The following is a 13480-nucleotide window of genomic DNA, read 5'->3' as shown; positions in this document are numbered from 1 at the left end:
CCCAGTCGTGGTCGCCGTCGTGGTCCCAGTCGTGGTCGCCGTCGTGGTCCCAGTCCCGGTCGCCGTCGTGGTCCCAGTCCCGGTCGCCGTCGTGGTCCCAGTCCCGGTCGCCGTCGCGGTCCCAGTCCCGGTCGCCGTCGCGGTCACGGTCCGCGCCCGGGTCCTCGTCGGAGGCGGGGAGGGTGCCGAGGAACGCCACGCAGAAGTCGACGATCTCGGCCCGGCCGCCGGCGAGGTCGGTGAGCGTGGCGAGGGCATCGTCGTGGGCTCCGTCGTGGCGGGCCCAGCGGTCGTCGTCCCGGTCCAGCACGTCCTGGCAGACCCGCTCGAGCAGGCGGGTGGCCTGGGTGTCGGGCGGCGCGCTGGAAGGGCTGTCGGGACGGGGGACGGTCGGGGCCTCGGGTGCGACCGAGGTGTCCGGCGACGTGCTGCCCTTCGAGCTGCCCTCCGACCCCGGCCCCGTGCCGCCCCGGGACGAGCGTGGCGGGTGCTTCTTCGCGGTCGGCGGCTTCGTGGTCCGGGGGTCGGCGCTGCGCGAGTCGTCGTCGGACGGTCCCGCGACCGACTGCGCGGCGCCGCCGGCGGCCAGCCCCGGCAGGTCGTCGAGGCGTACGCCGTTGGCGATCGCGAGGCCGCCCGAGGCGAGCGCGAGCACGGTCCCGGTGGCGACGACGAGACGGGCGGCGACCCGGCGCCCGAGCCGGGTCGGCGAGACGTAGTGGTCCCGGGTGGCCGGCGGTGGGGAGAGCCGTGCCGCGTGGAACGTCGACACGGTGGACGCCTCACGCCGGAGCTCGGCCGGACGGGCAGGTGCGGACGCGGCGACGAGGGCCGTGCCGAGGGCGCTGCCGGACGCCGCCGGATCCGCGAGCAGGCGCTCGGCGTCTCGGCGGGACAGGCGGTCGTCCCGAGTCGTCATCTCACACCCTCAGCGTCGCGGCGCGCCGAAGTGTTATGGCTCCTCGGAAAGTTTCTTCGCGAGCTGCCGCAGCCCCCGGTGGGCAGCCGCCCGGACCGCCCCCGGCCGCTTGCCCAGGATCCGGGCGGCCGTGGGTGCGTCGAAGCCGAGGACGGTGCGGAGCATGACGGCCTCTGCCTGGTCGCGCGGCAGCGTCGCGATCAGCGCGAGCACCGCCTCCGACTGGACCCGGCCGAGGGTGTCACCCTCCACGTCGGAGTCGTCCCGCAGCTCGACCATCCGCTCCACCGGCTCGTCCGAGGTCGGTCGCCGCCGGGCGTGGCGCAGGTGGTCGAGCGCCCGGTTGCGCGCGATCGTGGTGATCCAGCCACGGAAGCCGTCGGCGTCTCCCTCGAAGCGGTCGAGGTCGCGGAAGGCCTGCGCCCAGGCCTCGCTGGCCACGTCCTCGGCGTCGGCAGCGCCGACCAGGACGGTCAGGTAGCGCAGCAGGGGCGGCTGCACCGCCCGGTAGACGCGCCGGAACGCCGCCTCGTCACCACTACGCATGGCCGCGACGGCAGAGTCGAGCCCGTCCTCCCTCGCCACGGGACGAGTGTGCACACGGGCACCGACCCCCGACAGGGCCGAATGTCACCGGGCGTGAGGATCCCCAAAGGTGGTCAGGGGCGCGGCGGGCGCGGGACGAACAGCGGCACGCGGGCGGCGTACGCCTCCCACCCCGGCCGCTGCGACATGGTCCGCTCGAGGAGCCTGGCGCCGGTCACGTTGCGCACGAAGTACGTCATCGCGGCGGGCGCCCACACGGTGAGCAGGCCGGGCAGCCAGCCGAGCGCCAGGCCGCCGGCGATCCACAACCCCCACCAGACGCAGGCGTCGCCGAAGTAGTTGGGGTGGCGGCTCCAGCCCCACAGGCCGGTGTCGAGGATGCGGGGCCGCGACTCGCGGGGCTGCGCCTTGTAGGCCTCGAGCTGGGCGTCGCCGACCACCTCGAAGAAGACGCCGACCGCCCACACGGCGACGCCGACCCACACGACGGGCCACCAGCGGACCTCGGCGATCGCCGCGGCCTGGACGGGGGCGGCGATCACCCACGAGACCACCGCCTGCGTCAGGAAGACCTTGCCGATCACGCGTCCGGCACCGGAGGACCAGCCGGGACCGCCGAGCATCTTCTCGTAGCGCGGGTCCTCGCCGTGGCCGCGCGAGCGGCGGCCGATGTGCCAAGCCAGCCGGCCGCCCCAGATGACGACCAGCCCGGCCAGCAGCCACGAGTGGGTGTCGGGCCAGACGAGCGCGAGCACGACGGCCATCGCCACGAAAGACAGCCCCCACGCCACGTCGACGACGGCCACCCGGTCGAGCCGGCGGCTCACCACCGCCGTCGCCCCCATGACAACGGCCGCGGCGAGCAGCGCGACGAGCACCTGGACCACGGCGCTCACCAGCCCCGGACCGGCGCGAGGCTGTGCGCCGCACCCGGGCGCACGGCCAGGACCTGGTCGACCCCCATCCGACCGTCGCGGAAGGCGAGCGCGCCGCCGACGAGGTAGAGCCGCCAGACGCGGACGACCTCCTCGCCGACGAGCTCGCGCAGGCGCGGCAGGTGGGCCTCGAAGTTCTCCATCCAGCCGGCGACGGTGAGGACGTAGTGCTCGCGCAGGGCGTGGACGTCGCGCACCTCGAGGCCGCCGGCCTCGATCAGCGCGATGGTCTCCCCGACCGGGCGCATCGTCATGTCGGGGGCGATGAACGACTCGATGAACGGCCCGCCGCCGGGGTGCCTGCCGCCACCGGCCCCCTGTCGCGACATCTGCTGGACCAGCACCCGCCCGCCGGGCCGCACCGCGCGCCGCAGCACCTCGACGTACGCCGGGTAGTTGCGGGCGCCGACGTGCTCGCCCATCTCCAGCGAGCCGACGGCGTCGAAGTGGTCGCGCTCGGGGACCTCGCGGTAGTCCTGGAGCCGGATCTCGACGCGGTCGGTGAGGCCGCGCTCGGCGATCCGGGCGTCGATGAAGGCCTTCTGCTCCGCCGAGATGGTGACGCCGGTGACCTGCGCGCCGAAGTGCTGCGCCGCGTGCAGCGACAGCGAGCCCCAGCCGCAGCCGACGTCCAGCATCCGCATGCCCGGCTCGAGCCCGAGCTTGGTGCAGACCAGGTCGAGCTTGGCGCGCTGCGCCTCCTCGAGTGGCACGTCCGGCGTGGCGTGGTAGCCGCAGCTGTAGGCCATCTGCGGCTCGAGGATCAACGAGTAGAACTCGTTGGAGAGGTCGTAGTGGTGGCTGATCGACGACCGGTCACGGGCCAGGCTGTGCAGCCGTCCCGAGATCCGCGCCTGCGACGCGGGCGGTGCGGGCGGGCGACCGAGCGCACCGAGGCCGGCGGCGGTGCGGACCGCGTCGAGGAGCGCGCGGGGCGAGAGGCGTACGCCGGACAGGCCGCGCTCGGCGCCCACCGCGAAGGCGTGCGTCAGGGCGGAGCCGAGGTCCCAGCCGTCCTGCTCGGGCACGTCGAGCTCGCCGGTCACGTAGGCCTGCGCGGCCCCGAGCTCACCCGGGTGCCAGAGCAGCCGGCGCAGCGCGTCGGGGGAGCGGAGCACCACCAGCGGCGCGTCGTCCGGACCGGCGACCGAGCCGTCCCACGCCTCGAGGCGCACGGGCAGCTCGCCGCCGATGAAGGGCCGCACCGCGTCGGCGAGGCGGTGCGCGATGCCAGCCGTCACCGGCCGCTGGGTGGTGCTGGTCACGGGGCCTCCCGGGTGAAGGTGAGCTGCGAGACGTTGATGTAGCCGCTGGCGAACCCGGCCTGGGAGTAGGCGAGGTAGAAGTGCCACATCCGCATGAAGGTCTCGTCGAAGCCGAGCGCCAGGACGGCGTCGCGCTGGGCGAGGAAGCGACGGTCCCAGCGGCGCAGGGTCTCGGCGTAGTGGCTGCCCATCTCGAGCTGGTCGGTGAGCCGCAGCGTGGTCGCGTCGCGGGTGACCTGGTCGATCACCTCGACGCTGGGCAGGAAGCCGCCGGGGAAGACGTACTTGTTGATCCAGGTGTGGCCGCCGCGGGTGGCGAGCATCCGATCGTGGGGCATGGTGATCGCCTGGATCGCGACCCGCCCGCCCGGCGCGAGCACCGCGTCGAGGGTCGCGAAGTAGGTGTCCCAGAACTCGTGGCCGACGGCCTCGATCATCTCCACCGACAGCACCGCGTCGTACGTCGTCCCGCGGGCCGCGAGGGACCGGTAGTCCATCAGCTCGACCGTCACCCGGTCGGCGAGCCCGGCGGCCGCGATCCGATCCTCGGCCAGCCCGAGCTGCTCGACCGACAGCGTGATCGTGTGGACGGTCGCGCCGCGGCGGGCGGCGCGGATGGCGAGCTCGCCCCAGCCGGTGCCGATCTCCAGCACGCGGGTGCCGTCGGTGACCCCGGCCTCGTCGAGCATCCGCTCGATCTTCGCGGCCTGCGCCTCGGCGAGATCGGGGCTGTGGAGACGGGCGTCCCTGCTGTCGGTGGGCTCTGGTGGAGTGGCGACCAGGTGATCACCGACGGAGCCGGGTCCCTTGCCGGTGCGAGTGAGGGAGGTGTCGAAGAGGGCGGAGGAGTAGGAGAGCGTCTCGTCCAGGAAGAGCGCGAAGAGCTCGTTGGACAGGTCGTAGTGGTGGGCGATGTTGGCCTGGCTGTTGGCCTCGGTGCTGCGGTGGTGCCCGGGCATGCGGTGGGTGACGAGGGCGCGCAACCGCTGCAACGAGTCCGGGACGAGCGTGGCGATGCGGGCCGCCGGGACGGTGAGGAAGCCGGCGAGGTCCTCGGCGTCCCACGCCCCGGTCAGGTAGGACTCGCCGAAGCCGATCAGTCCGTCGCGGCCCAGGCGCGCGTAGAACTCGTCGGGACGGTGCAGACGCATGGTCGGCCCACCCCGGCCGAGCCGGCGGCCGCTGGGCTCCTCGACCACCGTGACGTCCAGCCTGGCCACGGCGCTGCGGAAGAGCCGGCGTGCCACGGCTGCGGAGACGACGGTGCGGGGGGTGCGGGTCAGGGGCTCGAGGGCGGGGAGGCTCTGCTCGGCGGTGCGGGGGTTCTTCTCGAGGGTCATCGGACGCCTTCCTGGCGGTGGCCGGGTCGGGGACGGACGGGGAGCCGGCGCGCCCACAGCCAGACGCCGTGCGCGCGGATCAGCAGGCTGCCGCGCATCGCGGCGCCGAGGGTGCGGCGGACCGGGATGTCGCTGCGGGTGCCGGTGAGGCTGGCGCTGAACGGGGCGGAGCTGCCCTCGTCGTGACCGCGGAGGGTCACCGCGACGTGCAGCCGGTCGGTCGGCAGCGGGACGGCGACGTCGTAGGTGCCGTCGACGCCGTGGAAGGGCGAGACGTACATCGCCTTCTCCGTCTGCGCGCGGCCTTGCTCGTCGGGGTGGACGAGGTAGGCGTGCCGGTCGCCGTAGGTGTTGTGCACCTCGACGACGACGCCCGCCTGGGCGCCGGAGTCGTCGAAGCACCAGAACACGCTGATCGGGTTGAAGCAGTGGCCCAGCGAGCGGGGGTGGGCGGCCATGAGGATCCGGCCACCGCCCTCGCCGAGCGAGACGCCGTTGTCGGCGAGGAACGCCTCCACGTTGTGCCGCAGCGTGCGGTCGGGCGACCCGAGGTGGTCCCGGGCCTCGAAGCGCGCCAGCCGGCCGTGGTCGGGCAGGTCGTCGAGGTCCACCAGCCAGAAGGTCGAGGCGTGCTCGAAGCTGCGGGCGAACGGCGTGCGGCGGGTGTGGCGGATCGTGGTCTCGAAGCGTCCCGGCTCCGGCACCACGTGCGTCGCTCGGGGCCACGGCAGGCCGAGGTGCGTGGCCGCGGCCAGGCCCGACCGTGAGCCGTCCTCGTGGAAGCCCCAGCCGTGGTAGGCGCCGGCGAAGGCGATCCGGGCGCTGTTGATCTCCGGCAGCCGGCGCGAGGCCGCGACCGACTCGGGTGTGTAGAGCGGGTGCTCGTACTCCATCCGGTCGATCACCGTCGCCGGGTCGACGAGGTCCTCGCCGCCGAGGGTGACGAGGTAGTGGGTGTCGGTGGGGAGCCGCTGGAGCCGGGTGAGGTCGTAGGTGACCGTGACGCCGCTCGCATGCTGGCCCGCCGGGCGGTGAAAGTTCCACGAGGCCCGGGCGTTCGGGGCCGCGGGCAGCAGCGAGGTGTCGGTGTGGAGGAGCGCCGGGTTGCTGCTGTAGGGCATCGCGGAGAGCAGCTCGCGCTGGAGGGCCGTCGGCGCCTCGAGCATCGCGAGCGCCTGGGCGGGATGGGTGGCGACGACGACGGCGTCGAACGTGGTGGTCGCGCCGCTGCCGTCGGTGACCTCGACCCCGTCGGCGAGCTCGCGCACCGACGTCACCTTCGTCTCGACCCGGACGTCGTCGAGCCCGGCCGCGACCGCGGCGACGTACGTCGCCGAGCCACCGGTCACCGTCCGCCACTGCGGGGAGCCGAAGACGCCGAGCATCCCGTGGTGCTCGAGGAAGGTGAAGAGGTAGCGCGCTGGGTAGTCGAGCGAGGTCGCCGGGTCGCACGACCACACCGCAGCGACGAGCGGCTCCATGAAGTGCCGGACGAAGCCGGCGGAGAAGCCGCCCTCGGCGAGGAAGTCGCGCAGCGTGAGCTCGTCCGTCGGGGTAGTTCGGGACGAAGTGGGCGGGTCCTGGTCCGATTTCCTACCAGAACGTCCCGAACTACCCGAGGGGGCGGCGAGCAGGGCCCGTGCCCGACGGTGGAAGCGCGGGATCTCGAGCAGCATCCGCCAGTGGTCGCGGGACGCCAGCGACGAGGGCCGGGCGAAGAGGCCGCGCGGGCCGAGTGCGCCGGCGTACTCGACACCGGTGCCGGCGTCGCTGACCGACAGCGACATCTCCGACGGCTGGGTCGCGACGCCGAGCTCGGCGAAGAGGCGGAGCAGCGTCGGGTAGGTGCGCCGGTTGTGCACGATGAAGCCGGTGTCGATCGCGAGTTCGCCGTCCGGCGTGGCCACCCGGTGGGTGTCGGCGTGGCCGCCGAGGCGGTCGTCGGCCTCGTAGAGCGTGACGTGCGCCGTGCGCGACGCGACCCAGGCAGCGGTCAGGCCGGCGACGCCGGAGCCGACGACGGCGACCCGGCGTCGTTCCGGCGCGCTCACGTGGCCTCGCTGAGGTCGAAGAGCGCGATGGGCTCGGTGGTCGGCTTCGGTGAGCCGCCCTCCGGCTCGACGGTGATCCCGACCGCGATCGCGGTGGCGGCCGACCCCTCGAGCACCATGGTCTGGTCGGCGCCCTCGGGCATCATCCCGGCGGGGACCATGTCCTCGGTGGGCGTCTGGAACCACAGCTCGTAGGCCTTGCCCGACGGCGCGGCGACCATGTCCTCGGTGACGATCACGGCGCGGTCGACGGACTTCGACCGGACGACGGTCGCCCGCCCGGCCTCACCGAGGTCGACGAAGACCTCCTGGGCGTCGTCGGCCTGGAGCACCTGCTCGGCGGCGGTCAGGTTGCCCGGCGCGCGGTCGTCGTCGGCCCACGGCTGGGCGACCATCGCGCCGATGCCGACGACCAGCGCCAGTGCGGCGGCGACGAGCAGCGGGACCCAGGCACCTCGGCCGGCGGGCTCGACGGGACGGGGCACCTCGGGCGGGAGGGGGCGGACCTGGGAGATGCCGGTGAGCACCGAGTCCCGCAGCGACGCCGGTGGTGGGGTGGCGGTGGTCTCGGCCAGCAGGGCGGTGGTCTCGAGCAGCTCGGCGACCTCGGCGCGGCAGTCCTCACAACCCGACAGGTGCTGCTCGAAGCGAGCACGTTCGAGGTCGTCCAGGGCGTCGACGGCGTAGGCCCCGGTGAGCTTGTGGATGTCACTGGAACTCATGAGCCAACTCCCATCAGGTCTCGCAGCCGGATCAGTCCGTCGCGTATTCGTGTCTTGGCGGTGCCGAGCGGCACGTCGAGGAGGGTGGCGACCTCCGTGTGGGTGTAGCCGCCGAAGTAGGTCAGCTCGACGGCCCGGCGCTGCACGTCGGTCAGCGTGGCGACCGCGCTGCGGACCCGGGCCGCCTCGAGCGACGCGTGGGCCGTCTCGGAGGTCTGGTCGTGGTCGACCGGCGCGGTCTCGCGGTTCCAGCCCTCGTCGCGGGCCGTGGCCGCCTCGACCGAGCGGACCCGGTCGACGGCCTTGCGGTGCACGATCGTCAGGAACCAGCCGGCCGCGCTGCCGCGCCCGGCGTCGTACCTGGCGCTCGAGCGCCACGCGTCGAGGTAGGCCTCCTGGGTGACCTCCTCGGCGTGCGCCGGGTTGCGTACGACGCGCAGGGCGAGGCCGTAGGCCCGGGCCGAGGTGGCGTCGTAGAACTCGGCGAAGGCCGCCTCGTCCCCGAGCCCGGACCGGCGGAGCAGGTCGGCCAGCCGGGATGCGTCGCCCGCGGACGGGGCGCCCTGGGGCGCCCCGTCCGGTACGGGCCTCACGTGGTCCACGTCAGCATCCTTGCGTAGTGATCGTCGGGGGGACGAGTCACATCTGCGGCATCATCACCGAGTCGATCAGGTACACGTTGGCGTTCGCGACCTGCACGTTGCCGCACACGACGTTGGCGCCCTCGGCGGTGAACTCCTCGCCGGAGCCCTCGACGGTGATCATGTCCTTCGCGAGCGTCTCGTGCTCGCCGGCCACGTCCTCCGGGGTGAGGCGACCGGGGACCACGTGGTGCGTGAGCACGGTGGTCAGCGCCTTCTTGTCCTTGAGGAGGGCGTTGAGGTCCTTCTTCGGGATCTTGGCGAACGCCTCGTCGGTCGGCGCGAAGACGGTGATGTCCTGCGCGGAGTTGAGGGTGTCGACCAGGCCGGCCTGGGTCACCGCCGCGACCAGCGTCTTGAGCAGCGGGTTGTTGGACGCGGCAGTCGCGACCGGGTCGTCGGCCATGCCCTCGACGGAGCCCTCACCCTCGGTGGGGACCTGCGCGCAGGCGGGACCGAACGGGCCGGCGGCCATCGGCTCCTCGGACTCCATGGGCTCCTCGGAGGGCGACTCCGACTCCATGGGGGCCGACGAGGTGGTGTCGTCGGAGGCAGTGGTGCCGCCGTCGTCCTCGCTGCCGCAGGCCGACAGGCCCATCGTCGCGGTCAGGGCGAGGGCGGCGAGGCCCATCGTGCGGGTGCGAAGCTTGGTGTTCATGGCGTTGCCTTTCGGTGGGGGCCACAATCCGGGCCAGAAGGCCCGCTGTCATGGGGTGTTCGGTGCCGGTGGGCCGGCGGATGGGCGGTGCGGCGAGGAATTTCAGGTGATCGTCACGGCGATCTCCTGCAGGCCGCTCGACCCCTCCGGGAAGGGCCGCATCCGCACCGGCGTCTGCACGTCGCCGTCCTTGTTGGTCGCCCGGCAGGAGATGAAGTGCTGGCCGGGCTCGGCGTCCCACTCGAAGAACCACTGCCGCCAGTAGTCGTCGCTCACCTGCGGTCCGAGCCGTGCCGGCTGCCAGGCCGCGCCGTCGATGCGCACCTCGACCTTCTCGATGCCGACGTGCTGCGCCCACGCGATGCCGCCGACGACGACCTTCCCGGCCGTCGACTCCGACAGCGCCTTCGGCGTGTCGATCCGGCTGGACAGCTTGATCGGGGCGTCGACCGCCCAGTCGCGGTCGGTCCAGTACGCCTGCTGGGCGTCGTACGTCGTCAGGGTCATCCGAGTGATCCACTTGCAGGCGCTGACGAAGCCGTAGAGGCCGGGCACGACCATCCGCACCGGGAAGCCGTGCTCGCGCGGCAGCGGGCCGCTGTTCATGCCGATCGCCAGCATCGCGTCCCGGCCGTCCATGGCGACCGCGAGCGGCGTCGAGATCGTCATCCCGTCGACGTCGGTCGACAGGATCTGGTCGGCCTTCGTCGCATCGATGCCGGCCTTGTCCAGCACGTCCTTCAGCGGCACGCCCAGCCAGCGGGCGCCCCCGACGTAGGGGCCGCCGACCTCGTTGGAGACGCAGGTGAGGGTGATGTCGCGCTCGATGGTCGGCATCGCGGCGAGCTCGTCGAAGGTCAGCGTGACCTCCCGCTCGACGTCGCCGTCGATCGTCAGCGTCCACGAGTCCGCGTCGACGGTGGGCAGCGTGAGCCGGGTGTCGACCCGGTAGAAGTCGCCGGCGGGCGTGCGCAGCGGGGTGATGCCGGCGTACTGCTCCTCGAGGCCGCGCGGGAAGGCCGGCGCGGGGGCGCCGGCGCCCGGCCGGGTGACGGCGGCCCCGCGCAGGCGGTCCGACGTCACCCCGCGGCCGAGGGCCCCCATGGTCACCGCGGCCGCGGCGAGGCCGCCGCTCGCCAGCAGGACCCCGCGCCGGGTCGGGCCGTCCGTCTGGGCGGACGGCTCCTGGGAGCTCCGGTCGTCGACCCGGTGCAGCCACGCCAGGGAGGCGGACGCGACCACCGCGGCGACCAGAGCAGGTACGACGTCGAACGGACCGGCGCTCGGGCGGAGCACGGCCAGCGCGCCCGCGACCGCGGCGAGGCCGACGACGACCAGCAGCCCGGCGGTCGGCCGCCGCGCGGCCACGATCCCCGCGACGGCGGCGAGCACCAGCACGACGACGGTGACCGACCCGACGAGCACCAGCTTGTCGGCGGTGCCGAACTGCCGGATCGCCCACTCCTTCAGCGGCGTCGGCGTCAGGTCGATGACGGTGGACCCCACCGCGAGCACGGGCGACGCGGCGGGCACCGTCAGGGCCGCGACCAGGTGGGCGGCCGCGAGCCCGACGAGCGTGGCCAGCACGCCGTACGCACCGTGGCGCGCGAGGTGCCACCGGGACTGCGAGGTGGAGGTCTCCATGGGGCGTGTTCGTTGCGGCGGGCCTCGCGGATCGGTCGTCGGGGTAGTCCAGTGGCAAACGGCTGTCGGGGTAGTCCAGTGGCAAACGGCTGTCCGTCGGCCCTCCTGACAACCATCTGCCACTGGACTACCGAGGCGGGACGACCATCTGCCACTGGACTACCCCGGCGGGTGCGGCAGGATGCCCCCATGACCGACGCCCCCGCAGAGCTGGTCCACTACGCCGTCGCCGACGCGGTCGCGACCATCACGCTCGACAGCCCGGCCAACCGCAACGCGCTGAGCAAGCAGCTGGTGACCGAGCTGTTCGGGCACCTCGAGCGTGCGGGGGCGGACGACGACGTACGCGCCGTGCTGATCGAGAGCTCCGGCAAGGTCTTCTGCTCCGGCGCCGACCTGTCCGAGGCGACCACCGAGGGCATGGAGGTCGGCGCGCGCCGGATCGTGGACCTGCAGCGGCTGATCGTCACGATGGACAAGCCGGTCGTCACCAAGAACCTCGGCGCGGTGCGGGCCGGCGGCATCGGCATCGTGGCCGCCGCCGACATCGCGGTAAGCGCCGAGGACGCCACCTTCGCCCTCACCGAGGTCAAGCTCGGCCTGGCCGCGGCCATCATCAGCCTGACCGTCCACCACCGGATGAACCCCCGCGCCGCGTCGCTGACCACGCTCGGCGGCGAGGTGTTCACCGGCGCCGAGGCGGCGGCGTACGGACTGGTCACCAAGGCCGTGCCCGCCGACCGGCTCGACGACGAGGTCGCCGCGATCTGCGCGAGCCTCGCGACCGGCGCTCCCCAAGGGCTGCGGGAGTCCAAGCGGATCCTCAACGGCGACCTGGTCGCCCGCATCGACGTCCTCGGCGACGAGATGGCCACCACCAGCGCGCGGCTCTTCGCCAGCGACGAGGCGCGCGAGGCGATGACCGCCTTCCTGTCCCGCAAGAAGTAGCCCGGGGCTGCATCCGCCGGGCGGCTCCGGGGCGAGAAGGGTGGGAACCCTTCCGGAGGAGACCGTCATGGCCATCGACGCCGCCCGCCCGCTCGCCCTGGTCACCGGTGCCGCACGCGGCATCGGCGCCGAGGTCGCCCGCCAGCTCGCCGAGGCGGGGTACGCCGTCATCGTCTCGGCGCGCGACGAGTCCGCCGCGCGCGCCCACGCGGACGAGCTCGTCGCCGACGGCCACGAGGCGACGGCGCTCGGTCTCGACATCGGGGACGTGGACAGCGTGGCCGCGCTCGTCGACGCCATCGGCTTCCGCCCGCTCACCGTCCTGGTCAACAACGCCGCGGCCTTCGCCGACTGGTCCGAGACGGCCTCCACCGCGGACCTGGACCGGGCTCGCGAGGTGATGGACACCAACCTCTTCGGCGCCTGGCGCGTCGTGCAGGCGCTGCTGCCCGCACTGGTGCGGGCCGGGTCGGCCCGAGTCGTCAACGTCGGGAGCGGCTCGGGATCGCACGGCGACCCGCAGTTCGGGCTGTCGACGAGTCCCGCATCGGCCAGCTACGCAGTCTCCAAGGCGGCGCTCCACGCGCTCACCTCCAAGCTGGCGGCCGAGCTCCGGTCCACCGGCGTGCTGGTCAACGCGGTCGACCCCGGGCTCACCGCCACCGCGCCCGGCATGGAGGCGATGGGCGCGCGGCCGGTGCGGGACGGCGCGCGGAGCGTGGTCGCCGCCGCACTGCTCCCCGACGACGGGCCGACCGGGACCTTCACCCGCGACGGAGAGCCGCTGCCCTGGTGAGCAGCAGCTCAGGGCCGGCTGTGCTCGACCAGCCGCACGAGCTCGGGCCCGGCGAGTCCGAGATAGGTGTCGACCGCCGGGCTGCCGACGGCCGCCTGCAGGGTCGCGCACTGCGTGGGGTCGAGGGCGAGGGTGCGCGCGGTGCCGGTCGCGTCGGTGAGCACCACGACGTACGACGTCGCGCGCGGCCGGAGCTCGCAGTCGGCCATCCCGTCCCGGTAGCCGAGGGTCGCGGCAGCGCGGATCGCCTCGGAGGCCGGCGAGCCGACCTGCCACTGGTCGAGGAGCTCGCGGCGCCGGTCGCCGCCGCGGTAGGCGCAGACGTCCGTGGCGGTCGCGGGCATCGGGAGGAGCGGGACCGTGGACTGCCACGGGCTCTCCGCGGTGTCGACCAACTGGTCCGCGGACGCGCCGTCGGCGTTGGTCTCGGTCGTGGTGAAGGCCTCCGGGCAGCGCACGGGGGCGGGCAGTGCCGCGCCCGGTTCGGGCTCGGGGGCGGCCTCCATCAGCAGCGTGGTCTCGAGCTGGCTGAACAGCGTCACGTCGCGCGTGCTGCAGCCCGTGTCGCCGGTGAGCTCCGCGACCTGGCCGTCGGCGAGGCCGACCTCGATCCGGAAGAGCCGGCTCGGCCGCAGCGTCGGCACGTCGTCGACGGCGCAGGTCGGGCGACCGTCCTGGGTCTGCCAGAGGCTGTCGGCGACCGACGCGGCGAGGTCGCCGGTCACCACGCCCTGGGGGTGCCGGGCCCGCCCGGTGCGGCCCTCGTCGGCGAGCGGGCAGAAGCGCACCCACCGTGCGCCGTCCGCGCCGGTCTCCTCCAGCGAGGCGTCGGCGTCGGCGACGCAGTTGGTGCCGGGCTCGGCGGCCGGCGGCGCGTCGGCGACCAGGCGCGGCACCGCAAGGACGGCGCCCAGCACGACCAGCACGGCCACGGCCGCGCCGACCCAGCGCCCACGGCGTACTGCGCGCCCCTGCTCGTCCACCCGACCTCCTCGTCCCATCCAACCCGACGGCG

At 73.8% G+C, this 13480-nt stretch carries 12 protein-coding genes and 1 pseudogene; 2 read left to right on the top strand and 11 right to left on the bottom strand.

Features of this window, described 5'->3' with window-relative positions:
- From ACE3QY_RS15140 to ACE3QY_RS15095, 10 genes and pseudogenes are all read right to left on the bottom strand, one after another.
- Positions 1–919: pseudogene (locus ACE3QY_RS15140) on the bottom strand (hypothetical protein); the annotation flags it as partial.
- A 33-nt stretch (positions 920–952) separates the two neighbouring features.
- Entirely contained in the window at positions 953–1504 is a 552-nt protein-coding gene (locus ACE3QY_RS15135) for an RNA polymerase sigma factor (protein ID WP_374456865.1), read from the bottom strand.
- Between the two features lie 74 nt (positions 1505–1578).
- Positions 1579–2361 (bottom strand): DUF1295 domain-containing protein, encoded by a 783-nt coding sequence (locus ACE3QY_RS15130; RefSeq protein WP_374456864.1) that lies wholly within the window; start codon positions 2359–2361, stop codon positions 1579–1581.
- Positions 2358–3665 carry a class I SAM-dependent methyltransferase gene (locus ACE3QY_RS15125; RefSeq protein ID WP_374456863.1) on the bottom strand — a complete coding sequence of 436 codons (1308 nt, stop codon included), beginning with the start codon at positions 3663–3665 and terminating at the stop codon, positions 2358–2360. Before ACE3QY_RS15125 ends, ACE3QY_RS15130 begins: the two co-directional genes overlap by 4 nt.
- The gene (locus ACE3QY_RS15120) at positions 3662–5005 is read right to left on the bottom strand and encodes a class I SAM-dependent methyltransferase (protein WP_374456862.1); all 1344 of its coding nucleotides are present in this window, start codon (positions 5003–5005) and stop codon (positions 3662–3664) included. Before ACE3QY_RS15120 ends, ACE3QY_RS15125 begins: the two co-directional genes overlap by 4 nt.
- Positions 5002–7056 carry an FAD-dependent oxidoreductase gene (locus ACE3QY_RS15115; protein ID WP_374456861.1) on the bottom strand — a complete coding sequence of 685 codons (2055 nt, stop codon included), beginning with the start codon at positions 7054–7056 and terminating at the stop codon, positions 5002–5004. The genes ACE3QY_RS15120 and ACE3QY_RS15115 overlap by 4 nt, the downstream gene beginning before the upstream one ends.
- Entirely contained in the window at positions 7053–7778 is a 726-nt protein-coding gene (locus tag ACE3QY_RS15110; protein WP_374456860.1) for an anti-sigma factor domain-containing protein, read from the bottom strand. The genes ACE3QY_RS15115 and ACE3QY_RS15110 overlap by 4 nt, the downstream gene beginning before the upstream one ends.
- Positions 7775–8380, bottom strand: coding sequence for an ECF RNA polymerase sigma factor SigK (gene sigK, locus ACE3QY_RS15105; RefSeq protein ID WP_374456859.1), 606 nt, complete (start codon positions 8378–8380; stop codon positions 7775–7777). The genes ACE3QY_RS15110 and sigK overlap by 4 nt, the downstream gene beginning before the upstream one ends.
- Positions 8381–8417: 37 nt before the next feature.
- Positions 8418–9077 carry a fasciclin domain-containing protein gene (locus tag ACE3QY_RS15100; RefSeq protein ID WP_374456858.1) on the bottom strand — a complete coding sequence of 220 codons (660 nt, stop codon included), beginning with the start codon at positions 9075–9077 and terminating at the stop codon, positions 8418–8420.
- 102 nt (positions 9078–9179) lie between these two features.
- Positions 9180–10721: a molybdopterin-dependent oxidoreductase gene (locus ACE3QY_RS15095; RefSeq protein ID WP_374456857.1), complete on the bottom strand. Its 1542-nt coding sequence runs from the start codon at positions 10719–10721 to the stop codon at positions 9180–9182.
- A gap of 189 nt (positions 10722–10910) precedes the next feature.
- Here ACE3QY_RS15095 and ACE3QY_RS15090 point away from each other — a divergent pair, with 189 nt between their 5' ends.
- Both ACE3QY_RS15090 and ACE3QY_RS15085 read left to right on the top strand, forming a co-directional pair.
- On the top strand, positions 10911–11669 hold the full coding sequence (locus ACE3QY_RS15090; protein ID WP_374456856.1) for an enoyl-CoA hydratase-related protein: 759 nt from the start codon (positions 10911–10913) through the stop codon (positions 11667–11669).
- A 67-nt stretch (positions 11670–11736) separates the two neighbouring features.
- Entirely contained in the window at positions 11737–12465 is a 729-nt protein-coding gene (locus ACE3QY_RS15085; protein WP_374456855.1) for an SDR family NAD(P)-dependent oxidoreductase, read from the top strand.
- Between the two features lie 8 nt (positions 12466–12473).
- Here the strand turns inward: ACE3QY_RS15085 and ACE3QY_RS15080 are convergent, their stop codons facing one another.
- On the bottom strand, positions 12474–13448 hold the full coding sequence (locus ACE3QY_RS15080) for a hypothetical protein (protein ID WP_374456854.1): 975 nt from the start codon (positions 13446–13448) through the stop codon (positions 12474–12476).
- Positions 13449–13480 lie beyond the last annotated feature (32 nt).

The organism is Nocardioides sp. (assembly GCF_041913365.1).
GTDB lineage: Bacteria > Actinomycetota > Actinomycetes > Propionibacteriales > Nocardioidaceae > Nocardioides.
The sequence above is the reverse complement of the archived record's forward strand: the minus strand, read 5'-3'. Positions and strand labels throughout refer to the sequence as shown.